A 25,194-nucleotide genomic window follows, 5' to 3' on the forward strand; every position below is an offset into this window, starting at 1 on the left:
CCAAAGTGATCACACTCCAATGGTCGAGTGTTCACTTTTCACCGCCGAAACTGTCCAATCTTCGAGCGCCGTCGACATCCGGTCCTCCCGCAACAGGAACCCTCCACGGGAACAAGCAGGTCAGGGCCCCGTAGGCAATCGTGCCGCTTCGGCAGCCCCGGATGACACCCGCCGCTGACACTTCATCTGTGCAGGTCAGGGGCCTTTTCTGCAGGTCATGAAGCGGAGGGCGTGGGATTCGAACCCACGAGACGGTTGCCCGCCTAGCGGTTTTCAAGACCGCCGCACTAGGCCACTATGCGAGCCCTCCTGGCCACCGGAAGGACGAGACCGGTGAGCAGAGGCCACCGTATCGGCACCCCCACCGCAGCGGCCACCCGCACGGGCGCGACCCACTGCCCGCCGGCCCGGGGCGCCCCGGCGCCTCTGGGTTGAAGCAGCCGGGGCTCGGGTCGATGAACTCCCGGGTGCCCAGGACCCGTATTGCGTTGAGTGCCCCGATGACGCCGAACTGAAACGCTTGCCGCACCTCAGCGCCGACGATGTTGCCGGGGGTCCGGGTCCTCTCCGGTGAGGGCCACCATCTCCGCGACCTCGCGCAGTTTGCGCTGCGTGGCCTGTGAACCCTTCACAAGCAGCGCGAAGGCGTCGTCGCCGTCGATCCTGTAGCGCTCCATCAGAACGCCCTTGGCCTGTCCGATGATGTCCCTCGTCGTCAGGGCCGCGCGAAGCTCCGCCTCGGTCCGTGCCCCCACCATGGCCACTGCTGCGTGCGACGCCAGCAGCAGTCCCACACTCTCCGCCTCCTCGTCGAAGGCGGCCGCACGCCCCGAGTAGAGGTTGAGGGAGCCGGTGCTGTCTCCCTCGACGAAGAGCTTGATCGACAGGATCGACCGGACGCCCAGCTCCCCCGCGAGAGCCGAGAACTCCGGCCACCTCGTGTCCTGCGACAGGTCGTCGACCTTCACGATCTGCTGGTCGGGAGCAAGCGACTGGCACGGCCCCTCGCCCGTGGCGTACTGGATCGCGTCGAGCTTCTCGGCCATGGGGCCGGTCGCCACAGGTGTGCTGATCGCCCGCGGCGAGATCATCGTGATCCCTGCGTAGTCGGCGGCCGGCACGTCCAGCACCGCCGCCTGCACGAGGCTGCGCAACACCTCGTCGATGTGCTCCCGGGCGTGGAAGATCCGCGCGAGCTCCCGAAGCGTCCTGGTGACACCGTTCCGGTCGTCGTGGGCCTCCGACGAGCTGTGCGCCCCCTCACCGTCATCGACGGGCATCCACGCATCACCTCCGGTGGTCGCGACGCCAACGGCTGGCGGCACCACCTCACGTTACGCGATCGACGCGGCACACGAAGGCTTGTCAGAGGACCCGCGCAGTGGTTTCATCAGAAAGAACCACGGTCCAGCAGCGTCGGCCATTCCCTGTCCTCAGGACTCGCCATGCAGAGGTGTGCTGCTTCCCAGACCCGTACCGGCCCGACGATCTCCCGGCTCGTCCTGACCCACCCCGATCCCGCAGGGTCGGAGGCCGAGGACCTGCTCCAGCGGCTCCAGTCGGAGACGGACCCAGACGTCATACAGCGATTGCGCGACCGGATCGCGGTGCTCAACCTGGGGCTCGTCGAGTCGATCGCCTCTCGCTACCGAGGCCGAGGCCTGGAGTGGGAGGACCTGGTCCAGGTGGGCCGGCTCGCGCTGTGCAAGGCCGTGATCGGCTACCGGCCGGGGCGGGGGTCGAGCTTCAGCGCCTACGCCACCCCCACCATCGCGGGCGAGATCAAGCGCCACTTCCGCGACCATGCCTGGGGGGTGCGCCCGCCCCGTCGCCTGCAGGAGTTGCAACGCGAGATGCGGTCGTGCGAGGAGGAACTCGGCCAGGTGCTGGCACGGGAACCGAGCCGCAAGGAACTCGCCGAGGCCCTTCACGTCGGCGCCGACGCGGTCGACCAGGCCCACCTCGCCCAGCACCTGTCGGCCACCATCTCGCTGGATGCCCCGTCCACCCACAGCGCCACCCGTTCGCTGGCGGACCGCCTCCCGGCCGACGACGACGCCTTCGACCTGATCGACATGCGGGAGTCGTTGCGGCCGGCGATGAAACACCTCGACGTCCGCGAACGCAGGATCGTCTACCTGCGCTTCGTCGGCGGCTACACGCAGGAGCAGATCGGTCACGAGCTGGGGATCAGCCAGATGCAGGTGTCCCGGCTGTTGTCCACGATCCTCACCAAGCTGCGCGCGGACCTGACCAGCCCGGCCCGCGCGAGCTGACGAGCTGACCGGCGGGGCGGCAGCCGGATGCCTCGGAGTGCTTGACGCGCCGCATCATGGCAGGGTGAGGGTGGAAGCAAGATCCTCCGCACAGGAAGGAACAAGCCATGGGAAAGGTCTCTCTGCTGATCGGCTTCGGCGCGGGCTACGTGCTCGGCGCGAAGGCCGGCCGGGGCCGCTACGAACAGATCAAGAGCGGCACGAGCAAGGTGTGGCACAACCCACGGGTGCACACCACCGTCACCGACATGAGCAGCAAGGTGAAGGACAAGGCACCGGCCGCGGCCGGCTCGGCGTTCGACGCGGTCAAGTCACGCGTCGGCGGCGAGGACCTGCCAGCCGGGGCCCACCGCGGCACCGACGGACGGCTGCACGGCGACACGAGCGGCTACGGGCCAGGCGGCGACAGGCTGCCCTGACTCGACCCACCGTTGCTGGGTGAGGGCGTCATCCATGACGCCCTCACCCAGCAACTTCTCGGGGCGGCCTCAGATCCAGATGGCGGGATCCCGGAACATCAGCTCGTAGGGATCCTGCCCGGGATCGGGGAACCGCACCCGCGCCGGTATGCCGGTCGCCACCGCCCCCGCGGGGACGTCCCGGACCACGACCGCGTTCGCCCCGATCTGCGCGTCGTCACCGATCTCCACGGGACCGAGCACCCGGGCTCCGGCCCCGAGCGTCACCCGGTCACCGACCGTGGGATGCCGCTTGACCCGCCGCATGGAGCGGCCGCCCAGCGTGACCCCGTGGTACATCATCACGTCGTCACCGATCTCGGCGGTCTCCCCGATCACGACACCCATCCCGTGGTCGATGAAGAACCGCTTGCCGATCCTCGCCGCCGGGTGGATCTCCACACCGGTGACCGCCCGGGTGAGCTGGGACAGCAGCCGAGCGGGGAGCCGGCCACCCGGCAGCTGCCAGATGCGGTGCGCCACCCGGTGGGCCCACACCGCGTGCAGGCCGGAGGACGCGAGTGTCATCTCGAGCGGCGACTCCACCGCGGGGTCGCGCTCGACCGCGGCGTCGATGTCCTCCCGCAGCCCACGCACGGCCCGCCCGAGCCCGCCGAGGCGGGAACGGCGAGCGAGCGGGGCAGGAACGCGCAGCATCGTCGGCAACCGGTCAGCCCTGGTCGGCGAACAGGATGGTGGACAGGTAGCGCTCGCCGAAGTCCGGCAGGACGACGACGACCGTCTTGCCCGCGTTCTCCGGTCGGGCCGCGACCTGGGTGGCCGCCGCGAGCGCCGCGCCCGAGGAGATCCCGACGAACAGGCCCTCCTCGGCGGCCGCGCGACGGGCATACCGCACCGAGGCCTCCACGTCGACCGGAAGCACCTCGTCGTAGACGTTGCGGTCGAGGATCTCCGGGACGAAGTTGGCGCCGAGGCCCTGGATCTTGTGCGGCCCGGCGGGCTTGCCCGACAGGATGGCCGACTCGGCCGGCTCCACGGCAATGACCTTGACCTCGGGCTTGCGCTCCTTGAGCACCTGCCCGACCCCGGTGATGGTGCCGCCCGTGCCGATCCCGGCGACCAGCACGTCGACGTCGCCGTCGGTGTCGCTCCAGATCTCCTCGGCGGTCGTCTCCCGGTGGATCTTCACGTTGGCCGGGTTCGCAAACTGTCGCGCCAGCACCCCACCGCGCTCCTTGGCCACCTCCTCGGCCTTGGCGAGGGCACCCGACATACCCTCCGAGCCGGGCGTGAGGACCAGCTCCGCGCCGTACGCCTTGAGCAGGCCGCGGCGCTCCTGGCTCATCGTGTCCGGCATGGTCAGCACCACGGTGTAACCACGGGCCGCCCCCACCAGCGCGAGCGCGATGCCGGTGTTGCCACTGGTCGCCTCGACGATCGTGCCGCCCTCCTTCAGCTCGCCGGCGGCCTCGGCCGCGTCCACGATCGAGACGCCGATGCGGTCCTTGACGCTGCCGGCGGGGTTGAAGGACTCGAGCTTGGCCAGCACCGTCGCTCCGGCGCCGTCGGTGATCCGGTTGAGCCGGACCAGCGGTGTGTTGCCGACCGTGCTGGTGATGTCGTCGTGGATGGGCATGTACGAACCGCCTCGTGAGTCGTGTCGGAAAGGGCTGCTCACGGCAACCTTCGTCCCGTTATGTCTATTCCAAGTCCATGTTATGAAACTGCCTCCACGAGCTCGTATGCCGTCCGCGGCGCTCATCGTCGACGGCGCCACTGCGGGAGCCGCCGAGGGCGCGACGCTGCTCACACAGGGACTCCGGGGGGCGACTGCAGCGTGGTCGATCCGTAGACTCCGGCCCATGTCAGCCCTGCAGATCGTCGCCCTCGTCATCGGACTGGGCATCACCGTCGTCGCAGTAGCGCTCTTCGTCCAGACGATCGCGCAGTTCGTGGCGGTCTTCCGCGTGGGCCAGCCCGAGCCGGGACGCACCGACGATGCGGGGACCCGCGCCGTGACCCTGGTGCGGGAGTTCCTCGGGCACACCCGGATGGCGCGGCTGCCGCTGGTCGCGGCGGCGCACTGGTTCGTCATGGTGTCGTTCGGCCTGTTGATCTTCACCCTCGTGACGGCATACGGGCAGTTGTTCGACCCACACTTCGCGCTGCCGCTGCTCGGGCACTTCCTCGCCCTCGAGTGGGCGACCGAGGTCATCGCCTGGCTGTCCCTGATCGGCATCCTCGTGCTGATGACGATCCGCCAGGTCAAGCACCCTCGCAAGCTCGGGCAGAGCTCCCGCTTCTTCGGATCGACGTTCTGGCAGGCCTACTTCGTGGAGCTGGTCATCCTCGGCGTCGTCATCTGCATCCTGCTGCTGCGCGGGTTGGAGTACGCGCTCGCGCACGCGGGCGGCGAGGGCTTCGCCAGCGCGCTGCACTTCCCCCTGACCTTCTTCATCGGCAGGGCCTTCGGCGGGCTGAGCGTCGGCGCGGTCGAGGCGACCATCGTCGTCATCGCGACGATCAAGATCGTGATCTCGATGGTCTGGATGATCACCATCGCGAGGACCCCGACCATGGGGGTGGCGTGGCACCGTTTCCTGGCCTTCTTCAACATCTTCCTCAAGCGGCACGCCGACGGGCGGACCTCGCTGGCCGAGCTCCAGCCGATCAAGGTCGCCGGTGAGCCGGTCGACTTCGAGAACATCGAGGAACTGGACGAGGACGCAGCCCTCGGGGTGGGCAAGGTCGAGGACTTCACCTGGAAGGGGCTGCTGGACTTCACCACCTGCACCGAGTGCGGCCGCTGCCAGAGCCAGTGCCCGGCCTGGAACACCGAGAAGCCGCTGTCGCCCAAGCTGCTCGTCATGGCCCTGCGCGACAACGCCCACGCCAAGGCACCGTGGCTGCAGGCGACCGAGGAGACCCGCAGCCAGCTGACCAAGGACGGGGATGCGCTCGCCACGCTGTCCCAGCTGCCGCTGGTGGGCGAGACGGGGTATGACGTGTCGGCGCCGCTGGGTGCCTACAACCCTCTCGGAGAGGGCACGTCCGGAGCGGTCATCGACCCCGACGTGTTGTGGTCGTGCACCACCTGCGGCGCCTGCGTGGAGCAGTGCCCCGTCGACATCGAGCACGTCGACGCGATCGTCGACATGCGCCGCTACCAGGTGCTGATCGAGTCCGCCTTCCCGAGCGAGCTGGGCGGTCTGTTCAAGAACCTCGAGAACAAGCAGAACCCGTGGGGCATGTCCGCCCGGGCGCGGCTCGACTGGGCCAAGGACCTGCCCTTCGAGGTCAAGGTCGCGGGATCCGATGTCGAGAACCTCGACGAGGTGGACTACCTGTTCTGGGTCGGGTGCGCGGGCGCCTACGAGGACCGGGCCAAGAAGACCACCCGGGCGGTCGCCGAGCTGCTGCACACGGCGGGCGTCTCGTTCGCCGTGCTGGGTGACGGCGAGACCTGCACCGGCGACCCGGCCCGACGCGCCGGCAACGAGTTCCTCTTCCAGATGCTGGCGCAGCAGAACGTCGAGACCCTGAACGAGGTCGGCGCCACCAAGATCGTGGTGACCTGCGCCCACTGCTTCAACACCATCAAGAACGAGTACCCGCAGGTGGGCGGCAGGTACGAGGTGGTCCACCACACCCAACTGCTCAACCGGTTGGTGCGCGAGAAGAAGCTCGTGCCGATCAACCGGCCCTCCGAGGCCGACACCTCCGGCGCCGCCTCGACCGGGTCGATCGTCACCTACCACGACCCGTGCTACCTCGGCCGCCACAACGGGGTCTACTCGCCTCCCCGGGAGCTGATCGGCGCCCTCCCCGGCGTGGTGATGCGCGAGATGGAGCGCAGCCGCGAGAAGTCGTTCTGCTGCGGCGCCGGCGGCGCCCGCATGTGGATGGAGGAGAAGCTGGGCACCCGGATCAACAACAACCGCACCCAGGAGGCCCTCGACACGGGGGCCGAGCGGATCGCGATCGGCTGCCCCTTCTGCCGGGTCATGATGTCCGACGGCCTGACCGAGAAGCAGACCGGCGGGGCCTATGAGGACGTCGAGGTCGTCGACGTGGCCAACATGCTGCTCGCCGCGGTGCGCCGCGGCGGCGACACGGTGTCGGCGGACGCCAGGGAGTGAGGCGAGACCGTCGGACGGGGGGTAGGCCACGGCTCTCACCGGCGGGATCGGCTCGTCGAGGGGCGCGGCGCTGGTGAGCACACGGCATACCGGCGCGTCGTTAGGGTGGCAGGCATGACGCAGACGCTCGGAGATCTCGGGGCGGTCAAGTGCTGGGGCAGGGTCGTCGACGAGATGGCGTTCCGCTCGCCGTGCAGCGTCAAGAGCGCGCTCGGCGAGAACCCCAAACGGGTCTACGGCGACAAGAAGGTGCTGCCCTCCACCCGGCTCGGCGTGGCGGCCGTCATCCGCGACGCGTTCACCAGCGCCCAGGACTATGCCCGCAAGCGCGCGAAGAAGGGCTCCACCGAGGACTTCGACCCCACCCGTGAGGTCTTGGCGAAGGTCCTGTCGGGCGAGCTGCCCTGGTGCCAGCACTGCCACCGAGCCGACGACATCGCCACCGCGGTGCGGTTGTCCGAGGAGTTCGGCTACCGGCTGGTCGTCAACCACGGCACCGAGGCCCACCTCATCACGAGCTACCTCGCCGAACGCGACATCCCGGTGGTCATCGGGCCCCTGTTCACGTCACGGTCCAAGGTGGAGGTGCGGCGCCGCTCGCTCGCCAACCCCGGCAAGCTGCACGACGCCGGCGTCACCATCGCGATCACCACCGACCACCCCGTCGTCTCGATCGACTTCCTCGTCCACCAGGTGTCGCTCGCCGTCAAGGAGGGGCTCGACCGGGACGAGGCGCTACGCACCATCACGATCAACCCCGCGCGGATGCTCGGCCTCGACGACCGGGTCGGTTCGATCGAGAAGGGCAAGGATGCGGACCTCGTGGTCTGGTCGGGCGATCCGCTCGACGTCTTCTCGCGCGCCGAGAGGGTGTGGATCGAGGGACGCTCGGTCTACGCGTATGACGAGGCACACCACCGCGGGCAGGTCGCCGAAGCGTTCGAGTCCTGACCCGTGTCGGGCGCCGGGGACGACCCGCGGGACAGCACCCGTGGCCGGGACGAGCCGGGCAGTGGCGACGCATGGTCGTCCCTCGCCGATACCTTTGTGGACCAGGCCTATCCGTCCGTGAAGGGGCGGGTCCGCACCTTCGTGCTGCACCACCAGTTGACCGAACAGCTTCCCCCGCCCCCGGCCTCCGTGCTGGACGTGGGCGGCGGTGCCGGCAACCAGTCCGTCCCGCTGGCGCGGGAGGGTTACGACGTCACCCTGCTCGACCCGTCCCCGGCCATGCTGGCCAAGGCGAGGGAGCGCCTGGCGCGAGAGCCTGCGATGGTGCGTGGCCGGGTCCGGCTGGTGCAGGCGCGCGGTGAGGACGCCGTCGAGGCGACGGGCGGTCGGCGGTTCGACGCCGTGCTGTGCCACGGAGTGATGATGTATGTCGAGGATCCCGGCCCGCTGGTCGCTGCGTTGTGCGACTGCGTGGCCGCGGAGGGCCTGCTGTCCGTGATGGCCCTCAACGCGCGGACGCTGGCCATCCGCCCCGCCCTCGAACGCCGTTGGTCGGATGCCTTGTCGGCGTTCGAGGCGTCCGGTGAGCGCGGGGTCCTCGGTGTCGACACGCGAGCCGACACGGTGGAGGAGCTGTCGCAACGGCTGCGCTCCCACCAGGTCGAACCACTGGTCTGGTATGGCGTGTGGCTGTTCGCCGACTGGATGGCCCTGGACGCCGCGGACGCCGAGGAGGCGCGCGCCATCGCCGTCGTCGAGTTGGAGGCCAGCCGCCGCGACCCCTACCGCGGGATGAGCCGGGTCTTCCATCTGCTCGGTCGCAAGCGCGCGTCGCACGCCATCGGCTGAACGTCGCTGCCCGGACCTCGCCACCTCCCCCTCCGGCCGGCCTCCGGGCCGCTGCACCGGCGATGGCCACCTCACGGGCGTTCCTCTGACGGGTCACACTCCACAACCGAGCTCGCGATCGTCGCGGCGTCCACACCGGCCACGAGGGCCCTCCCGAGGGCTGCCGGCCCGGCCTACGTTGCCGTCATGTGGGGAGATCAGGAAGACGTTCGACAGGTGCGTCGCCACGCGTTGCGGTTGGCCGAGTCGTTGCGGGCGGATGCCACGTCGTTGTCCGCGGCGGGGCACGTGCAGTGGGACTCGACCGCCGCACACGCGTTCCGGGCGGTGCTTGCCGACGAAGTGCGGGTGACCCGAAACTGCGTTGAGGACCTGGAGCAGGCAGCAGGGTTGCTCGAGGCCCACGCGCGATCCGTCGACGAGCACCTCATGGTGCTGCGGCACCTGGCGGTGGGCTGATGACACAGGCCACGGCGGCGCCGGGAGCTGCACCGCTCGCGCGGCCGCGCCACCGGTTGATCAGCGAGTCCGAGTGGCGACGCTGGTGGCAGGCGATGCCGGCGCCCGGCCTCCCGGCCTGGGTGCGTCCGTTGCCGATTCACGGGACGGCACACGGTCGACCCCAGCCCGACGGGCCGGAGCGGGCGGTGCCGCCGGGCGCGGACGCGGTGACGGTGGGTCTGCTGGAGACGGTGGCGCAGGCCACCACGGCGCTGGAGCTGCGCACCTGCGCCGGCAGGCGGGGACTCCTCGGGGTCTTCGCCGTCGCCGAGGCAGAGGTCGTGGGCCTGCGGCGCGAGCTGCTCTCGGTCGACGGTGGAACCTCGCTGCGCGCGCTGCCCGGGCTGCGACTGTCCGGGCTGGGCGTGGACCGCCTGGTCGAGGCGGTCATGGGTCTGGTCCCACCCGACCACGAGGTCTCCGGTCGGTCGGCCGTGCGACTTCCGGTTGCCCGTGCCTTCGCGCTGGTCGACGCCGCTCGCTGCGACGCGACCGGTCTGCGGGAAGCGGCTGCGGCAGAGCTCGGCGAGGGCCAACCCCTCGGCGTCCTCAACTCCCTGGCCCGCGGCCTGCGCGGGACGCTGGACGTTCGGGTGAGCGACGTGGCGGAGCCGGGGTGTGCCTTCGCCTCGTGGTTGCTGAGCGAGGAGGGGTGGGTCTGGGTCTGGGCGCGGGGCACCGAGGTGGTCCACGTCCCGGTCAGTCGCTCCGCGATCCGGGCCCGCGTCCTCGCCGGGCTCACGGCACAGCTGGGCGGACGCCGTGGGGGCGGCGGTGGGTGACCTCGAGGTCCGTGGCGGCCGAGCCGGGGTGACCGCCGGGCTGGCCGACCTGCGACGCGCAGCCGATCACCTGGACCGGGTCGGTGACCTCCTGCGCACCGGTGGCCTGGCCGGCATACGCCTGGCGACGGACCCGGGACTCTTGGCATCGGTGGTGTGGAGCCCGCGCACCGGACTGCGTGCGATCGCCACGCTCGGCCTCGTCGGAGGGGCGCCCGGCGGCCTGCTGGCGATCGCGCTGCGGGTCGAGGTCACGGCCCGTTCGGTGCGGGCGGCCGCAGCGGCCTATGAAGCGGTCGACGCGGCCGTCGACCGGGCCCTCGACGAGGTGCAGGGCGAGCTGGTCCGGGGGGTCGGGCTCGCGATCGGGTCGGTGGCGCCGGAGGTGCTGCTGGGCGGCGGGGCGCTCGTTCTCGGCGACCGGCTTCACGACGCACTTCCGGACCCCGCGCAGGACGCACTCGAGGGGCTGCTGCTCCGCTCCGGCGTGTCGGCGGCGGCAGACGATCTCGCGCAGGACGCCGACGACCTCTGGCGCGCAAGCCTGTTCGAGGCCCCGTGGATCACCGACGTGGTCGCCGGTTCAGCACCGGAGCTCATGCAGGGCCTCGTCGAGGGCGCCGGGCCGTGGGCGGTGTGGGGCGTCAGGAGCGCGGCGTCAGCGACGGGTGCGCCCTGGCCGCCGACCTCCTACGAGGACGCGGTGGCCGTGATGATCGCGGGCGGTGCACTGTTCGGTGCCTTCGACGACCACGCGCCGCGCGAGGTGGGTCGCGTCGATCCGATGCCCGGGAGCCATCCACCCCGAGACCTGGCCGACCTGTTCAGTCAGGACGCCGGGCTCACCGATCACCGGGCCCACTCACGGGTCCGCATCGTGCAGGTCCCACAGCCGGACGGCAGCTCGGCGTGGATCGCGCAGATCCCGGGCACCCAGGAGTGGAGCCCACACGCCGGCACCAACCCGTTCGACCTCACCGGGGACCTGCACCTGATGGGTGGTGACACGACCACGGCGATGCGCTCGGTGCGCCGGGCCCTCGAGTCGGCGATGGCGGAGGCGGGCGTGCCTGCCGGTCAGCCGGTCCTGCTCAGCGGGCACAGTCAGGGCGGCATCGTCGCCGCGGCACTCGCCGCCTCCCCCTCCTTCCGCCGCCGCTTCCACGTCACCCGCGTCGTGACCAGCGGCGCACCCATCGCCCGGTTCGCGATTCCACCCTCCGTGCGCGTCCTCTCGCTGGAGCACGAGCAGGACATCGTGCCCCGGCTCGAGGGCCAGGCCAATCCCGACCGGGCCACCTGGGTGACGGTGCACCGGGACGTGTCCGGCGAGGTGCACGACCCGATCGCCGCGCACGACCGCACGCTCTATGCGGAGACTGCGCGCGACACCGAGGCCTCGACCGACCCGTCGCTCGTGGCGTGGCGCCGTGGCGAGGAGAGGTTCTTCCACGCCGGCGGCCGGATCCGTGAGTATGCCGTTGGCCGGGTGACTGGTCAGCCCTCGCCGGCCGGGCCCACCTCCGGCTCGGCCAGCTGCTCCGTCCCGCCGGCTCCGGGCACGCCGGCCCCGACCGACTCGAGCTCCAGCTCGGACTCGGCGTCCAGATCGGTTGCCGCGCCGCTGAACTGAGCCGAGTAGAGACGGTAGTAGGCACCTCGCTGCTCCAACAGCTGCTCGTGGCTGCCCTGCTCGACGATCTGGCCGGACTCCATCACGAGGATGAGGTCCGCGTCGCGGATCGTCGACAGGCGGTGCGCGATCACGAAGCTCGTCCGGTCGGTGCGCAGCGCATTCATGGCGCGCTGCACGAGCACCTCGGTGCGGGTGTCGACCGAGCTGGTCGCCTCGTCCAGGATCAGCAGGGACGGATCGGCCAGGAAGGCCCGCGCGATGGTGAGCAGCTGCTTCTCACCCGCGCTGACGTTGCTTCCCTCCTCGTCGATCACCGTGTCGTAGCCGTCGGGCAGCGTCCGCACGAACCGGTCGACGTACGTCGCCTCCGCCGCCTCGAGGATCTGTGCCTCGGTGGCCTCGAGGTTGCCGTAGGCGATGTTGTCGCGGATCGTGCCGCCGAAGAGCCAGGTGTCCTGCAGGACCATGCCGATCTGGCCGCGCAGGTCGTGCCGGGTCAGGTCGGTGATGTCGACGCCGTCCAGGGTGATCCGTCCGGAGTCGAGCTCGTAGAACCGCATGACCAGGTTGACCAGGGTGGTCTTGCCCGCGCCGGTCGGCCCCACGATGGCGACCGTGTGGCCCGGGTCCGCGACCAGGGACAGGTCGTCGATGAGCGGCTTGTCGGGTTGGTAGCGGAACGACACGTGCTCGAACTCCACCCGCCCGTGCCGATCGGCGGGGAGCGACGTCCCGGTCCGCTCGGGCACCTGCTCGTGCGCGTCGAGCAGGTCGAAGACCCGCTCGGCCGAGGCCACCCCGGACTGCAGCAGGTTGGCCATCGAGGCGACCTGGGTCAGCGGCTGGGTGAACTGGCGGGAGTACTGGATGAACGCCTGCACGTCGCCGAGGCTCATCGAGCCTGAGGCGACCCGCAGCCCGCCGACCACCGCCACGATGACGTAGCTGAGGTTTCCGATGAACATCATCGCGGGCATGATGATGCCGCTGACGAACTGAGCCCCGAAGCTGGCCTGGAAGAGCTCCTCGTTCTTCTTCGCGAAGGAGGCCTCGACCTCCTTGGAACGACCGAAGACCTTGACCAGCTCGTGCCCGGTGAAGGCCTCCTCGATCTGGCCGTTGAGCTCACCGGTGTGGGTCCACTGCCGGACGAACAGCTTCTGCGAACGCTTGGCGATCTGCTGGGTCACGATGATCGAGACGGGGATCATCACCAGCGCGATGATGGCGAGCAGCGGTGAGACGACGAACATCATCACCAGGACACCGATCACGGTGAGCAACGACGTGAGCAACTGGCTCATCGTCTGCTGCAGCGACTGCTGGATGTTGTCGATGTCGTTGGTGACCCGGCTCAGCAGCTCGCCACGCGGCTGGTTGTCGAAGTAGCCGAGCGGCAGGGTGTTGACCTTCTCCTCCACCTGGCGGCGCAACCGCATCACGGTCCGCTGCACCGCGTCGTTGAGCAGGTAGCCCTGGATCCACATGAGCAGCGAGGCACCGACATACAGGGCGACGACGAGGAGCAGCACCCGACCGAGTGCGGCGAAGTCGATGCCGAGGCCCGGGGCGAGGGTGACGTCCGAGTTGGCCCGCATGCTCGCGAGCATGTCGGCGAAGTTGCTCTCGCCCTGGGCCCGTGCGGCTGCGATGGCCTGGTCGACCGTGATCCCCTGCGGGATCCGGCTGCCGATGAACCCGGCGAAGATGACATCGGTGGCGCGGCCGAGGATCTTGGGACCGAGCACACTCAGCCCGACACTGACCACCGCGAGGACCAGGACGGCGATCACGCGTGCCCGCTCCGGCCGCAGCTGTCGGATCAGGCGCTTGGCCGAGGGGCCGAAGTTCATCGACTTCTCGGCCGGCATGCCCATGCTGCCGAACTGGGGACCGCGCGACTGCGGCTTGTTGAGCCGCGGCGGAACGGCGGCCTGGCCCTCCGGCCCACCGGGCTGGGCGGGCTCGGTGTCGGGGGCGGGTGGCTCCTCGGGCCGCTGCCCGTGCTGGTCGGTCATGCCACCTCCTCCACGGCGAGCTGGGACTCGACGATCTCCACGTAGGTCGGGCAGGTCTCGAGCAACTGCTCGTGCCGCCCCACCCCCACGAGCCGGCCGTCCTCGAGCACGAGGATCTGGTCCGCGTCGGTGATGGTGGACACCCGCTGGGCCACGATGACGACCGTGGCCTCCCGCGTGTGCGGCCGCAGGGCCGCGCGCAGCCGGGCATCGGTCGCCAGGTCGAGCGCGGAGAAGGAGTCGTCGAAAAGGTAGACCTCGGGCTCGGCGACGAGGGCCCGCGCGATGCACAGGCGCTGCCGCTGGCCACCCGAGACGTTGGTGCCCCCTTGCGCGATCGGGGTCTCGAGCCCGTCCGACATCGCCTCGACGAAGTCACGCGCCTGCGCGACCTCGAGCGCCTGCCACAGCTGCTCGTCGGTGGCGTCGGGGTTGCCGTAGCGCAGGTTGCTGGCGACGGTGCCGGTGAACAGGTAGGGCCGCTGGGGGACGAGCCCGATGCGGTGCCACAGCAGCTCCGGATCGAGGTCACGCACGTCTACGCCGTCGATGCGCACCGTCCCGGCCGTGGTGTCGATGAGCCGGGCCAGCAGCCCGAGCAGGGTGGTCTTGCCGGCACCGGTGCTCCCGATGATGGCCGTCGTGCGGCCGGGAACCGCGCGCAAGGAGATGTCCTGCAACACGGGTTGGTCCGCACCGGGGTAGGTGAACCCGGCGTGGTCGAGCTCCACCAGGCCGCTGGCGACGGCTCGCACCGGCTGCGCCGGCGGCAGGACGGACGAGTGGGTCTGCAGCACCTCGCCGATCCGCTCCGCGCACACCGACGCGCGCGGGATCATGATCGCCATGAAGGTCGCCATCATCACCGACATGAGGATCTGCATGAGGTAGGTGAGGAACGCGGTGAGCGACCCGACCTCCATGGCGCCGCTGTCGACCCGGTGCCCACCAAACCAGAGCACGGCCACACTCGACGCGTTGAGGATCAGCATGACGGTCGGGAAGATGAGCACCATCAGCCGCCCGACGCCGACCGCGGTGGCGGTCAGGTCGGAGTTGGCCTCGCCGAAGCGCTGGGTCTCATGGGGCTCCCGAACGAAAGCCCGGACCACGCGGATACCGGTGATCTGCTCGCGCATGATCCGGTTGACCGCGTCGATCTTCTTCTGCATCAGCTTGAAGCCGGGCACCATGCGCCGGATGATCAAGCCGATCGAGATGACCAGGACGGGCACGGCCACGAGCATCAGCCAGGACAGCCCCACGTCCTGGCGCAGGGCCATGATGATGCCGCCGACGCACATGATCGGCGCCGCCACCATCATCGTGCAGCTCATCAGCACCAGCATCTGGACCTGCTGGACGTCGTTGGTGTTCCTCGTGATCAGCGACGGCGCGCCGAACTGGTTGACCTCCCGGGCCGAAAAGCTGCCCACCCGCGAGAACAGGGAGGTCCGCACGTCGCGCCCGAAGCTCATGGCGGTCTTGGCGCCGAAGTAGACCGCCACGACCGAGCAGATGATCTGCACCAAGCTGACGGCCAGCATCCAGATGCCGGTGTGCAGGATGTATCCCGTGTCCCCCACCGCGACACCCTTGTCGATGATGTCGGCGTTGAGGCTGGGCAGGTAGAGCGAGGCGATCGTCCCGACCAGCTGGAGCGCCACGACGGCGAGCAGCCAGGCCCGGTAGCGACCCAGTTGCGAACGCAGGAGTCGGATCAGCACGTGAGGTCTCCCGAGGTGGTGGCAACAGCGGGTATGCCGGGTGGGTGGGTGGCGAGCGTGCCGTCCAGCAGCACGTCGACGATCTGCGCCGGGGTCAGCAGGTGGTGGTCGGCGATCTGGGCATGACTACCCGAGAACGTGAGCAGCCGCATCAGATGGATCAGCTCGGCGGGCTCCACGCGCAGCAATCCACGGTCGGGCTCGATCAGGGCAAGCATGCGGGCGTGGGCCTGGTCCCGCCACGGATCGGCTCCGCCCTCCTCGCAGTTGTCCCGCGCCCGGGGTGGCTCGATCATGCCCACGGCCGCCATCAGGGCAAAGACGTCGAGGAAGCGGTTCTGCACCACTCGCACGATGTCGGTCAGCCGGTCCCGGAGGTCCTGGTCGGGGTCGACCGCCATCAGTCCGTCGACCAGCTTGCCGGGAGCGAAGGCGGCCCGGATCGCCTCGTCGACCAGCTCGTCCTTGGAGTCGAACACCCGGAAGATCGTCCCCTCGGCCACGCCGGCGGCCTCGGCGATCTGCCGGGTCGTCACGTCGCGCCCGTGCTCGAGGAGCAGCCCCAGCGTCGCTTCGATGAGCAGCGCCCGCCGCTCGTCGCGCGGCAGCGGCGTAGCGCGTCCCGACCGCCCGGATCGGGCAGATCGCCGGCCCGGGTGGGGAGGCGGGGCGCCGGGCCCCGGCGTGGCGGGGATGGCAGCAGTCACGTCTTGCAGCATAAGTGAGTGAGCGCTCACTCACCAACTCAATTTCCACCGACCCCGCGTGGGGTCAGGCCATGTCGTCCAGGGGGCGCAGCTCGTCCGCGTAGGAGACGGAGGTGCGGCGGAGCACCCCTTCGACGGACATGGCGTACTGCCCCATCCGCCACAGGGGCGGCGAGTAGGCGTGGATCGACACCGAACCCGCATCACGGCCGACCATCCGGTGGATGTGGTCCGGCCCGAAGGAGTAGGCCCGCCCGGCGGGGACCTCGGTCTCCAGGCTGGGCACACCGATGGCCAGGTTGTGCTCGGTGACGGCTCCCTGGGTCACCGCGACCGCCCCCGAGGAGGTGTCGTGGTCGTGCCAGCCGGTGTCGTTGCGTGGAGTCCAGCACAACACCCAGACGTCGACGTGGGCGTCGCGGTGCAGCGAGACGTAGTGCCGGTGCTCGTCGCTGAACGCCACGTGCTGCGCCCACTGCGCCGGATCGCGGGCGATGGCGGTGGCGAGCTCGAGCAGCTCGTGCTGGTCGAGGTCCCGGCCGGGCAGCCGGTCGAGCGTGGTGCCCGCAGGGACCTCCGTCAGCGCGACGGCGTGCCGAGCGGCCACCCCCGTCCGGGTGGCACTGGTCTCGGGAACGGTCATGGTCATGGTCGTCTCCCTCCTTCGAGGAGTCGTCGAGGATTGTCAACGTGTATGGCGTGGCTCGCCGCCGCGCCCATGCGCAGCTGCGACGGGGTGATCGGCTCGGCATAGGGCCGGTCGCTGCCGAGCACCAGCGCGTCGATGCCGAGGACGCGGGCAAGGGCGTCGAGGGCCTGCGGCCCGTAGGACGAGGTGTCCGCGAAGACGCCGGGGTCGATCGGGCCGAGGGAGCCTCCCCGCGCCTGCAGGCGCTCGTGGTGGACCGGGGCGAGGCCCGCCCCCGCGGCGAAGCAGATCCGCAGACCGGGCAGCAACGACCGGCCCGCGACGTGCCACGCCCACCAGCTGGCTTGCAACTGTGCGGGATAGCTCACGAGTGCCGGCCACCAGCCCGGCAGCTCGGCGCCCGGCGTCGCCCCCGTGGCGGCAGAACCGCCCGCAGCGCCGGCGACCGGTCCGGGGTGGACGAGCACAGGGCGGTCGGCGCGCACGCAGACCTCGAGCACCGTGGCCAGCCGCTCCAGGTCACATGGAGTGGCCAGCGCGGTCGCCGGGACCTGGAGTCCGACGAACCCCTCGGCGAGCAGCCCTGCGAGGCCGGCGAGATCGGGCTCGGTCGTGTGGACCGAGGCCCAGGCGGCGAACGGCGGCGGCAGGGCGCGGGCCCCCTCGTGCCAGGCGTCGAGCAACGGTGTCGCCTCGGCGGCCGACAGCCCCTCGATGCCCAGCGGCGCGGACAGCGAGAGGGCGGCGACGGCGCGGTCGTCGGGCTCACCTGCGGCTCGCTTGGCCGGTTCGTGGGCCGCCGGATCCACCTCGAACGGCGGCTCACCGTCCAGGTGCAGCGTCCAACCGACCAGGCGAGGGGGCCGCTCCCGACGGCGGAGGGCCTCGACCAGAGGCTCGGGCCACAGGTGCTGGTGCACGTCGATGCTGCCTCGAGGCACGTCATACGGGCTCATGACCGGGCGCCTCCTCACCACGTATGAATGGTTTAACCGCTTCACTGAACCCTTTCAGTGAAGCGGTTAAACGCGAGTCTGTCAACCACTCTCGCGGCATCGGGCCAAGGGACGACTAGCGTTGGGCCATGGCCGGCCGACGCAAGCGACTGACCCTGCGCGACATCGCCGACGAGACGGGGTTGTCGGTCGCGGCGGTCTCCTACGCGCTGCGCGGCATCCAGGTGCCGGAGGAGACCCAGGTCCGCGTGCGCGAGGCGGCCGACCGGCTGGGCTACGAGGCCGATCCGATCGCCCGGGCCCTCGCCTCCGGCCGCACCGACACCGTGGGCGTGCTCTGCGGTTCGCTCGAGGACAACTGGCAGCAGTCGGTCGCGGCGGCCCTCGGCCGGGCGTTGCTCGAGGCGGGGCTCACGTCGGCGATCGTCGACGCCGTGAACGACCCGCTCACCGAGGTGACCATGACCAAGCGCCTGGTCGACCAGCACGTGGACGCGATCATCACCCTCCCGCTCGACCCGCGGTCACCGCACTGGGTCGAGGCGGCCCGCGACGTGCCGATCGTGGCGGTCGGCGACGGATTGCCGGGCGCGGCGACGGCCGCTGAGGTGGTCTTCGACAACACGGCGGGCGTCACCGACGGCCTCACCCGGCTGGCGGACGCCGGGCACACCCGCGTCGCGCTGCTCACGCCCGGCGGCGTCGAGACACCGGATCGCCCGGCCGAGGCCGTGGTGCGCAAGCTGGCGCCCACGCTGGGGGTCTACGCCGACTTCCTCACGACGCCCCACGACCTCGAGGCGGCGAGCCAGGTCGTGCAGGAGGTCCTGGCGAGCGAGGACCCCCCGACTGCCTTCCTGTGCCTGTCCGACTCGATCGCCTACGGGGTCTATGCGGCGGCGGCCGAGCTCGGGCGCACGATCCCGGACGACCTGTCCGTGATCGGCTACGACGACCGTCCCGTCTCGCGGCTGCTCAGCCCACCGTTGTCCACCTACCGCTGGCCGATGGCCGAGCTCGTCGCCACGGTCGTCAAGGTCACGACCAAGGCCATCGCCGGCAAGCACAGCAGGCGCAAGGTACTCCCTCCGACGCCGCAGCCGCGCGCGTCGGTGGGCCCGCCGCCGCGCTGACCGGCGCGCGACCCTCAAGAACTGCTGGTGAGAGCTGACGTCGCGTCGCTCCTCAGGTCAGGCCCTTGGACGACAGCCAGTCCTTCGCGACCGTGTTGGGGTTCTTCTTGTCCGACACGACCTCCTTCACCAGCTCGCCGAGCTGTGCCGTGTCCAGCTTCTGCGACACGGCGTTGAGCGCCGCCTTGACGGTGTCACCGGCCTTGGCCTTGTTGATCAGCGGCACGACGTTCTGGGCGGCGAAGAGGTTCTTTGGGTCCTGCAGGATGACCCAGCCGTTCTGCGCGATGGAGGGGTCGGTGGTGAAGACGTCGGCAGCATCGACCCGGCCCGACTTCAGCGCCTGGATGGTCAGCGGCCCGGCGGTGTCGAGCGAGACGAACGACTTGAAGTTGAGGCCGTACTTCTTCTTCAGACCCGGCACACCCGTCTCGCGGGTCTTCCACTCCGGCGGGCCACCGAGGTTCAGCTTGCCGGCCACTGGCTTGAGGTCACCGATCGACTTCAGGTTGTACTTCTGCGCGGTCTGCTTGGTGACCACCACCGCGTCCTTGTCCTGCGCCGCGGACTTGTCCAGGACGATGAGGTTTGCCGGCAGCGCCTTCTGCAACGCGGCATACACGTCATCGGGTGAGACCGCAGTGGCCTTCTTGTCGAAGTACTGCAGCAGGACTCCGGTGTACTCCGGGATCAGGTCGATCGATCCGTCCTTGAGGCCGGGGATGTAGGTCTCGCGGCTGCCGATGTTGGGCTTGGTCTCGACCTTGACCCCCTTGGCCTTGAGCGCCTCGGCGTAGATGTTCATCAGCAGCACGTTCTCGGGGAAGTTGGCCGAGCCGACGACGATCGTGTCGGAGGCCGCCGTCTTGCCGGTGGCCGCGTTGCCGAGGGGCGACGAGCCATTGTCGCTGCCGCAGGCGGCCACACCCAGCAATCCCACCACCGAGACCAACGTGACGAGCGTCCTCGAGCGGTTCATGGTGCTTCTCCTGTCGGTTCAGTTGATCAGGTGCGGGGGGTCAGCGTGCCGTGGAGAGCGTGTTCACGGACTCGGCCTCGATCACGTCGGAGCTTGCTGTGGTCCGAGCGTAGCGGCCGGTCAGTCCGCGGGAAACGACAAATCGCTGCACCGCGATCAGGACCAGGTCCACGAGCAGCGCCAGCACGGCCACCAGCACCGCGCCTGCCGCCATCTGGGGGAAGTCCTGCTGGGCGAGGCCGTCGATCACGAACCGGCCCAGGCCGCCGAGGGAGACGTAGGCCGCCACGGTCGCGGTGGCGATGATCTGCAGTGCCGCGCTGCGGATGCCGGAGATGATCAGCGGTAGGGCGCAGGGAGTCTCGACCTGGGTGAGCACCTGTCCACCCGTCATACCCATGCCGTAGGCGGCGTCGCGGGCCTCGGCGTCGACGTTCTGGATGCCGGCGTAGGTGTTGGTGAGGATCGGCGGAATGGCGAGCAGGACCAGCACGATCACGGTGGGCAGCAGGTAGGCGATGCTGAACGGGAGGCTGCCCGACATCACCAGGACGATCAGGGTCAGCAGGCCGAGGCTCGGCAGAGCGCGGAACGAGTTGGCGATGCCGGCGATGAGGAAGGTGCCCTTGCCGGTGTGCCCGATGTACATGCCCAGCGGCAGCGCGATGAGGGCGGCGATGACCAGCGAGATCGCGGAGTACTCGAGGTGCTGGACCAGCCGGTGCAGGATCCCCTCGGTGCCGCTCCAGTGGGCCGGGTCGGTCAGCCAGTCGATGATCTGGTTGATCACGGCGTTGCCTCCTGCCGGCGCCAGGGCGTCAGGACCTTGGTCACGCCGAGGATGATCGCGTCGAAGACGAGCGCGAGGATGACACACCCGATGATCCCCAGGCCGATGGGGGTGTAGTACTGCAGCTGGAAGCCCGACGTGAACAGCTGTCCCAGCTGCGGCACGCCGATGATCGCGGCCACCGACACGAGGCTGACGTTGGAGACGGTGGCGACCCGGACGCCGGCGGCGATGACCGGCACCGCGATGGGCAGCTCGACCCGGATCAGCCGGCCGAGCCCCTTGTAGCCCATCGCGGTCGCGGCCTGGGTGACGTCGTCGGGGACCGAGGCGAGGCCGTCCGCGACCGTGCGGACGAGCAGCGCGAGGGTGTAGAGCGACAGGGCGATGATGATGTTGACCGGGCTGAGGATCTGGGTGCCGAGGATCAGCGGCATGAAGACGAACAGGGCCAGCGACGGGATGGTGTAGAGCAAGCCCGTCACGGCCACGAGCGGTGCGTAGACGAGCCGGTAGCGGTTGGCCAGCCACCCGATCGGCAGCGCGAGCGCCAGCCCGATGAAGAGCGGCGCCAGCGACAGGACCACGTGCCAGCCGGTCCAGCGCAGCAGCGTGCTGGCGTTGTCGGAGATGTAGGAGAGCATCAGCCGGTCCCGCTGCCCGCCCCGGCGCCGCTGCGGGCGTCGCTGCGCCGGGCTTCGATGAGGTCGAGCACCTCCTGCGCCGTGACGGTGCCGAGGAGACGGCCGTCCGCGTCCACGATCACGCCGCGACTCGAGGGTGACGACAGCGCGGCGTCGAGCGCCTCGCGCAACGTGCCGTCCTGCTTGGCCGTGGTGCCCCCTCGGTGCAGTCGGCTCCCCTCCGCCGGCCCGGTGTCGTCGCTGGAAGCACGGTCCACCCAACCGGCTGGCCTCCCGTCGCTGTCGACGGCGAGGACCCACCGGTCGGCCGAACCGCCGTCAACGCTCACCGCCGAGCCCAGCCGGACCGTCTCCTCGGCGTGCACCGGGATCTCGCCGGAGCGCGCGAACCCCAGTGCGCGGTAGCCGCGGTCACGTCCGACGAAGTCGGCCACGAAGTCGTCGACCGGCCGGGCCAGCAGGTCCGCGGGGGCGGCGAGCTGCGCCAGGTGTCCGCCGACCCGCAGCACCGCCACCTGGTCGCCAAGCTTGATCGCCTCGTCGATGTCGTGGGTGACGAAGACGATGGTCTTGCCGAGCTCGTCCTGCAGCCGCAGGAACTCGTCCTGGAGCTGGTGCCGCACGATCGGGTCGACCGCGCTGAACGGCTCGTCCATCAGCATCACCGGAGGATCGGCCGCCAGCGCCCGGGCGACACCCACGCGCTGCTGCTGTCCGCCCGACAGCTGGCCGGGGTAGCGGTCGACGAGCTCGCTGGAGAGGCCCACCCGGTCGAGCAGCTCGCGGGCCCGGTCGCGCGCCTGCTTCTTGTCCCAGCCGAGCAGCTTGGGCACGGTGGTGACGTTGTCGAGGATGGTGCGGTGGGGGAACAGTCCCGCGTGCTGGATGACGTAGCCGATACCGCGCCGCAGCTCGGCGGCGTTCATGCTGGCCGTGTCACGGTCGTCGATGAGGATGCGACCACCGGTCGGCTCGATCATCCGGTTGATCATCCGCAGCGAGGTCGTCTTGCCGCAGCCGGACGGACCGACAAGGACGGTGATCTGACCGGTCGGTGCCTCCAGGGTCAGTTCGTCGACAGCCTTGGTGCCGTCCGGGTACTGCTTCGAGACGCCGTCAAAGCGGATCATGTGCTTCAACCTAACCGAGATGGCCGACACAATCATCGAGTGACAGACACCAATACCGGCGATGACGTCGCGGGACGGCCACGAGTCGACCTCGACGGCGCACCGCTCCGCCTGGCCGACCTGCCCGGCATCGCGGGCGGCTGCGGGGTCTCACCGACCGCGGCCGGCCTCGCACGTGCCCGGGAGAGTTACGAGCTGGCGGTGCGACTCGCCTCCGAGAGGCCGCTCTACGGGCGCTCCACCGGGGTGGGCGCCAACCGGGACGCCGCGACGCAGGAGGCGTATGGACGTCCGCCCACCGAGGCCTCCACCGACCAGTCCGTCCAGCCTCCGGGTGGCCGGACGGAGGCGACCGGTGCTCCCACTGGTCCGGGTGGCGCTCCGGGCGGGACGGATCCGGCGGTGCGGCTGCTGCGCTCGCACGCCGCCGGCACAGGCCCCCTCTACGAGCCGGCCACCGTCCGGTGCGCCCTGGCCATCCGCGCCAACCAGCTGCTCGCAGGAGGCGCCGGCGCCTCGCCGGAGCTTGCGACGGCACTGGCCGAGCTGGCCTCCGGCCCGGACGGCGACCTTCCCCTCGTGCACCGCCACGGTGGCCTGGGCACCGGCGACCTGACGGCGCTCGCCGAGGTGGGCCTCACGCTGCTCGGGGAACGTCCTCGCGCCGACGGGAGCACCCGGCATACGCTCACGCTGACCCGGCACGAGGCACTCCCGCTCATGTCCAGCAACGCCTTCGGGGTCGCCGAGGCCGGGCGCGGGTGGCTGGCGCTGGACCAGCTGTCCGCGGCGGCCCTGACGGTCTCGGCCCTGTCCTTCGTCGCGCTGCGGGGCAACCCCGAGGCGATCGGGCCCGCGGTCGCGCGGGCGACCCCGTTCCCGGGTGCCGCGCGCACCGCCGAGACGGTGCGCGGACTCGTCGGCTCCGACCTCGACGAGCCCCAGCAGATCCAGGACTTCTTCGGCCTGCGCACCTGGCCGCAGTCGCACGGCCCGCTGCTGGACGAGCTGGTGCGGCTGCGGCAGGTCGTGGAGGCGATGACCGGCGCCCCCTCGGAGAACCCGCTGTTCATCGACGGGACCGCGAGCCACCAGGGCGGCTTCCACGCCACCTACCTGACGCTCGCGGTCGACGGGGCGCTGCTCGCGCTGACCCGGTCCGCGGAGGCCGTCCGTTCCCGCCTCGCGCACCTGCTGTCCGGGGAGGTCGACGAGCTGCCGCGCTTCCTCGCCGGGACCGAGCCGGGTGCCTCGGGGCTGCTGATCACCGAGTACGTCGCGGGGGCGGCCCTCGGCCGGATCCGTGCCGCGGCAGGCTCCCCGGCCGGTGTGCTCACCGCCGCGGGGTCGCTCGGCGTCGAGGACCTGGCCGGGATGGCACCGGTCGCCACGGCCCGGTTCGGCGGTGAGGGTGGCGTCCTGGAGGCGTATGCCGAGCTGCTGGCCACCGAACTCGTCGCCGCCGTCCGCGCGCTGCGGCTGCGCGGCGTCGTCCTCCGAGACCGGCTCGGCCAGACCCTCCGGCTGTGCGACGACCTGCCCGCCGGCCTCGAGGACCGCGACCTGGCGCCGGATCTGGAGCTCGCACAGGCCCTCCTCCCCCGCCTGGCCACGCCGCCCTCCTGACCGGACACCGGTCAGCAGGAGGTGGCCGAGGCGACGAAGGCCCCGGCCAAGCGGTGCCACACGTCCGGGCGCCACAGCATCGTGTGCTCCAGGCCGTCGAGGCGGTGCAACCGGGCGTCCGTCCCGGCCGCCTGCGCCCGTGCGACGTAGCGCGCCGAGGCGTCGGGGTCAGTGATGCGGTCCGCCCCGCCGTGCAGGACCAGCAGCCTCCTGCCGGCCAGCTGGTCGACCGGCTCGGGCGGGCCCTCCGGCAGCCACGGCGCGAGCGCCAGGACGCTGGAGACCCCCGGCTCGCCCGCCGCCCGCAACGCGACCCGCCCTCCCATGGAGTGCCCGAGCAGCACGATCGGCCACTGGGGGAAGCGCAGCCGCAGCTGGGCGAGGGCCTCGCGCGCCTCCCGCAGTGGCGGCCCCTCGCCGTCCCAGGACCGGGAGGCGTAGCGCAGCGTCGCCACCGCGATGCGGCCGCGCCCGACGGTGCGCAGCTGCCAGGCGAACGGCAGCATCCGCAGGTATGCCGGGTCGAGGACCGTCATGGGCACGTCACCCGAGGCCTGCCCCCCGGGCAGCAGCAGCACGAGCGCACGGCACCGCCGGCCCGCGTGGACGCTCAGGTGCGCCCGGCGCTCAGGCACTGGTCACAGTTCCGCGCGGGAGAAGTTCTGGAAGGAACGGCTGGCGGTGGGGCCGCGCTGGCCCTGGTAGTGGGAGCCGTACTTTGCGCTGCCGTAAGGGTTCTCGGCCGGGCTGGAGAGCTGGAAGAAGCACAGCTGGCCGATCTTCATCCCCGGCCACAGCATGATCGGCAGGGTCGCCACGTTGGACAGCTCGAGGGTGACGTGCCCGTTGAACCCCGGGTCGACGAAACCCGCCGTGGCGTGGGTCAGCAGCCCGAGCCGCCCCAGTGAGGACTTGCCCTCCACTCGCGCGGCGATGTCGTCCGGTAGCGTGACCTGCTCGTAGGTGGACCCGAGGACGAACTCCCCCGGGTGCAGCACGAAGCCCTCCGTCTGGTCGACCTCGACCAGGTGGGTCAGGTCGGGCTGGTCCTGCGCCGGGTCGATCACGCCGTACTTGTGGTTGTCGAACAGCCGGAAGTACTTGTCCAACCGCACGTCGATGCTGGACGGCTGGATCAGCCCCGCGTCATACGGATCGAGGCGCACACGCTCGCTGTCGATCTGGGCACGGATGTCTCGGTCGGAGAGGAGCACGGCGACAGGCTAGCCTGCCCCGATCCGTCGCTCGCGATGCCGTCTCCCGCGGGGCTGGCGAGCCAGGA

Annotated in this window: 23 protein-coding genes and 1 tRNA gene; 9 read left to right on the forward strand and 15 right to left on the reverse strand. The window is 70.6% G+C overall.

Translation table 11 applies throughout. The annotated features are described in order from the left end of the window. Positions 1 to 223: 223 nt before the first annotated feature. Positions 224 to 310: transfer RNA gene (locus tag FCN22_RS12420), tRNA-Ser, on the reverse strand. A gap of 220 nt (positions 311 to 530) precedes the next feature. Next, complete coding sequence (locus FCN22_RS12425) at positions 531 to 1,280, reverse strand: GAF and ANTAR domain-containing protein (RefSeq protein ID WP_137121877.1); 750 nt, start codon at positions 1,278 to 1,280, stop codon at positions 531 to 533. Between the two features lie 165 nt (positions 1,281 to 1,445). Between FCN22_RS12425 and FCN22_RS12430 the strand changes: the two genes are divergently transcribed. Both FCN22_RS12430 and FCN22_RS12435 read left to right on the forward strand, forming a co-directional pair. Next, entirely contained in the window at positions 1,446 to 2,276 is an 831-nt protein-coding gene (locus FCN22_RS12430) for a sigma-70 family RNA polymerase sigma factor (protein ID WP_137121878.1), read from the forward strand. Between the two features lie 107 nt (positions 2,277 to 2,383). Beyond that, positions 2,384 to 2,695, forward strand: a complete 312-nt coding sequence (locus FCN22_RS12435; protein WP_137121879.1) for a hypothetical protein — start codon at positions 2,384 to 2,386, stop codon at positions 2,693 to 2,695. A 69-nt stretch (positions 2,696 to 2,764) separates the two neighbouring features. Here FCN22_RS12435 and epsC read toward each other — a convergent pair whose 3' ends face one another. Both epsC and cysK read right to left on the reverse strand, forming a co-directional pair. Further along, positions 2,765 to 3,391: a serine O-acetyltransferase EpsC gene (epsC, locus tag FCN22_RS12440; RefSeq protein WP_137121880.1), complete on the reverse strand. Its 627-nt coding sequence runs from the start codon at positions 3,389 to 3,391 to the stop codon at positions 2,765 to 2,767. A 13-nt stretch (positions 3,392 to 3,404) separates the two neighbouring features. After that, complete coding sequence (gene cysK, locus FCN22_RS12445; RefSeq protein ID WP_137121881.1) at positions 3,405 to 4,331, reverse strand: cysteine synthase A; 927 nt, start codon at positions 4,329 to 4,331, stop codon at positions 3,405 to 3,407. A gap of 226 nt (positions 4,332 to 4,557) precedes the next feature. On the opposite strand from cysK, the gene FCN22_RS12450 reads away from it, so the two are divergent. The 5 genes from FCN22_RS12450 to FCN22_RS12470 all read left to right on the forward strand — a co-directional run bounded on the left by FCN22_RS12450 (position 4,558) and on the right by FCN22_RS12470 (position 9,917). Next, positions 4,558 to 6,834 carry a (Fe-S)-binding protein gene (locus tag FCN22_RS12450; protein WP_137121882.1) on the forward strand — a complete coding sequence of 759 codons (2,277 nt, stop codon included), beginning with the start codon at positions 4,558 to 4,560 and terminating at the stop codon, positions 6,832 to 6,834. 114 nt (positions 6,835 to 6,948) lie between these two features. Continuing rightward, entirely contained in the window at positions 6,949 to 7,785 is an 837-nt protein-coding gene (locus FCN22_RS12455; RefSeq protein ID WP_137121883.1) for an amidohydrolase family protein, read from the forward strand. 3 nt (positions 7,786 to 7,788) lie between these two features. Continuing rightward, positions 7,789 to 8,634 (forward strand): class I SAM-dependent methyltransferase, encoded by an 846-nt coding sequence (locus FCN22_RS12460; RefSeq protein ID WP_137121884.1) that lies wholly within the window; start codon positions 7,789 to 7,791, stop codon positions 8,632 to 8,634. 186 nt (positions 8,635 to 8,820) lie between these two features. After that, entirely contained in the window at positions 8,821 to 9,093 is a 273-nt protein-coding gene (locus FCN22_RS12465) for a hypothetical protein (protein WP_137121885.1), read from the forward strand. After that, positions 9,093 to 9,917 carry a hypothetical protein gene (locus FCN22_RS12470; RefSeq protein WP_137121886.1) on the forward strand — a complete coding sequence of 275 codons (825 nt, stop codon included), beginning with the start codon at positions 9,093 to 9,095 and terminating at the stop codon, positions 9,915 to 9,917. Before FCN22_RS12465 ends, FCN22_RS12470 begins: the two co-directional genes overlap by 1 nt. 1,497 nt (positions 9,918 to 11,414) lie before the next feature. Here the strand turns inward: FCN22_RS12470 and FCN22_RS12475 are convergent. The 5 genes from FCN22_RS12475 to FCN22_RS12495 form a co-directional block, all read right to left on the reverse strand. Continuing rightward, positions 11,415 to 13,571: an ABC transporter ATP-binding protein gene (locus FCN22_RS12475; RefSeq protein WP_137121887.1), complete on the reverse strand. Its 2,157-nt coding sequence runs from the start codon at positions 13,569 to 13,571 to the stop codon at positions 11,415 to 11,417. Then, positions 13,568 to 15,298, reverse strand: coding sequence for an ABC transporter ATP-binding protein (locus FCN22_RS12480; protein ID WP_137121888.1), 1,731 nt, complete (start codon positions 15,296 to 15,298; stop codon positions 13,568 to 13,570). The genes FCN22_RS12475 and FCN22_RS12480 overlap by 4 nt, the downstream gene beginning before the upstream one ends. After that, on the reverse strand, positions 15,292 to 16,005 hold the full coding sequence (locus tag FCN22_RS12485; RefSeq protein ID WP_162308197.1) for a TetR/AcrR family transcriptional regulator: 714 nt from the start codon (positions 16,003 to 16,005) through the stop codon (positions 15,292 to 15,294). The genes FCN22_RS12480 and FCN22_RS12485 overlap by 7 nt, the downstream gene beginning before the upstream one ends. 64 nt (positions 16,006 to 16,069) lie before the next feature. Further along, a complete protein-coding gene (locus tag FCN22_RS12490) occupies positions 16,070 to 16,654 on the reverse strand; it encodes a cysteine dioxygenase (RefSeq protein ID WP_238384706.1) in 585 nt (194 codons plus the stop codon). Beyond that, complete coding sequence (locus tag FCN22_RS12495; RefSeq protein ID WP_137121890.1) at positions 16,651 to 17,610, reverse strand: amidohydrolase family protein; 960 nt, start codon at positions 17,608 to 17,610, stop codon at positions 16,651 to 16,653. Before FCN22_RS12495 ends, FCN22_RS12490 begins: the two co-directional genes overlap by 4 nt. Positions 17,611 to 17,738: 128 nt before the next feature. On the opposite strand from FCN22_RS12495, the gene FCN22_RS12500 reads away from it, so the two are divergent. Beyond that, positions 17,739 to 18,743 carry a LacI family DNA-binding transcriptional regulator gene (locus FCN22_RS12500; protein WP_137121891.1) on the forward strand — a complete coding sequence of 335 codons (1,005 nt, stop codon included), beginning with the start codon at positions 17,739 to 17,741 and terminating at the stop codon, positions 18,741 to 18,743. Between the two features lie 52 nt (positions 18,744 to 18,795). On the opposite strand, the gene FCN22_RS12505 is transcribed toward FCN22_RS12500, so the two are convergent. The 4 genes from FCN22_RS12505 to FCN22_RS12520 are packed head-to-tail and all read right to left on the reverse strand — an operon-like array spanning position 18,796 to position 22,286. Next, on the reverse strand, positions 18,796 to 19,722 hold the full coding sequence (locus FCN22_RS12505; protein WP_137121892.1) for an ABC transporter substrate-binding protein: 927 nt from the start codon (positions 19,720 to 19,722) through the stop codon (positions 18,796 to 18,798). A 40-nt stretch (positions 19,723 to 19,762) separates the two neighbouring features. Then, on the reverse strand, positions 19,763 to 20,512 hold the full coding sequence (locus tag FCN22_RS12510) for an ABC transporter permease (RefSeq protein ID WP_202911555.1): 750 nt from the start codon (positions 20,510 to 20,512) through the stop codon (positions 19,763 to 19,765). After that, complete coding sequence (locus FCN22_RS12515) at positions 20,509 to 21,156, reverse strand: ABC transporter permease (protein ID WP_137121893.1); 648 nt, start codon at positions 21,154 to 21,156, stop codon at positions 20,509 to 20,511. Before FCN22_RS12515 ends, FCN22_RS12510 begins: the two co-directional genes overlap by 4 nt. Further along, positions 21,156 to 22,286: an ABC transporter ATP-binding protein gene (locus tag FCN22_RS12520; RefSeq protein ID WP_137121894.1), complete on the reverse strand. Its 1,131-nt coding sequence runs from the start codon at positions 22,284 to 22,286 to the stop codon at positions 21,156 to 21,158. The genes FCN22_RS12515 and FCN22_RS12520 overlap by 1 nt, the downstream gene beginning before the upstream one ends. A 39-nt stretch (positions 22,287 to 22,325) precedes the next feature. On the opposite strand from FCN22_RS12520, the gene FCN22_RS12525 reads away from it, so the two are divergent. Further along, entirely contained in the window at positions 22,326 to 23,912 is a 1,587-nt protein-coding gene (locus tag FCN22_RS12525; RefSeq protein WP_162308198.1) for an aromatic amino acid ammonia-lyase, read from the forward strand. Between the two features lie 11 nt (positions 23,913 to 23,923). Here FCN22_RS12525 and FCN22_RS12530 read toward each other — a convergent pair whose 3' ends face one another. Next, positions 23,924 to 24,547: an alpha/beta hydrolase gene (locus tag FCN22_RS12530; protein WP_137121896.1), complete on the reverse strand. Its 624-nt coding sequence runs from the start codon at positions 24,545 to 24,547 to the stop codon at positions 23,924 to 23,926. A gap of 3 nt (positions 24,548 to 24,550) precedes the next feature. Further along, a complete protein-coding gene (gene dcd, locus FCN22_RS12535; protein WP_137121897.1) occupies positions 24,551 to 25,126 on the reverse strand; it encodes a dCTP deaminase in 576 nt (191 codons plus the stop codon). Between the last annotated feature and the right edge of the window lie 68 nt (positions 25,127 to 25,194).

This window comes from Segeticoccus rhizosphaerae, assembly GCF_005222685.1.
Classification (GTDB): Bacteria; Actinomycetota; Actinomycetes; order Actinomycetales; family Dermatophilaceae; genus Segeticoccus; species Segeticoccus rhizosphaerae.

Coding starts and splice junctions, on each gene's coding strand:
- FCN22_RS12500 (WP_137121891.1), top strand. CDS start 17,739: ATGGCCGGCCGACGCAAGCGACTGACCCTGCGCGACATCGCCGACGAG.
- FCN22_RS12475 (WP_137121887.1), bottom strand. CDS start 13,571: ATGACCGACCAGCACGGGCAGCGGCCCGAGGAGCCACCCGCCCCCGAC.
- FCN22_RS12425 (WP_137121877.1), bottom strand. CDS start 1,280: ATGCCCGTCGATGACGGTGAGGGGGCGCACAGCTCGTCGGAGGCCCAC.
- FCN22_RS12520 (WP_137121894.1), bottom strand. CDS start 22,286: ATGATCCGCTTTGACGGCGTCTCGAAGCAGTACCCGGACGGCACCAAG.
- FCN22_RS12515 (WP_137121893.1), bottom strand. CDS start 21,156: ATGCTCTCCTACATCTCCGACAACGCCAGCACGCTGCTGCGCTGGACC.
- FCN22_RS12495 (WP_137121890.1), bottom strand. CDS start 17,610: ATGAGCCCGTATGACGTGCCTCGAGGCAGCATCGACGTGCACCAGCAC.
- FCN22_RS12455 (WP_137121883.1), top strand. CDS start 6,949: ATGACGCAGACGCTCGGAGATCTCGGGGCGGTCAAGTGCTGGGGCAGG.
- epsC (WP_137121880.1), bottom strand. CDS start 3,391: ATGCTGCGCGTTCCTGCCCCGCTCGCTCGCCGTTCCCGCCTCGGCGGG.
- FCN22_RS12470 (WP_137121886.1), top strand. CDS start 9,093: ATGACACAGGCCACGGCGGCGCCGGGAGCTGCACCGCTCGCGCGGCCG.
- FCN22_RS12450 (WP_137121882.1), top strand. CDS start 4,558: ATGTCAGCCCTGCAGATCGTCGCCCTCGTCATCGGACTGGGCATCACC.
- cysK (WP_137121881.1), bottom strand. CDS start 4,331: ATGCCCATCCACGACGACATCACCAGCACGGTCGGCAACACACCGCTG.
- FCN22_RS12490 (WP_238384706.1), bottom strand. CDS start 16,654: ATGACCATGACCGTTCCCGAGACCAGTGCCACCCGGACGGGGGTGGCC.
- FCN22_RS12435 (WP_137121879.1), top strand. CDS start 2,384: ATGGGAAAGGTCTCTCTGCTGATCGGCTTCGGCGCGGGCTACGTGCTC.
- FCN22_RS12465 (WP_137121885.1), top strand. CDS start 8,821: ATGTGGGGAGATCAGGAAGACGTTCGACAGGTGCGTCGCCACGCGTTG.
- FCN22_RS12505 (WP_137121892.1), bottom strand. CDS start 19,722: ATGAACCGCTCGAGGACGCTCGTCACGTTGGTCTCGGTGGTGGGATTG.
- FCN22_RS12430 (WP_137121878.1), top strand. CDS start 1,446: ATGCAGAGGTGTGCTGCTTCCCAGACCCGTACCGGCCCGACGATCTCC.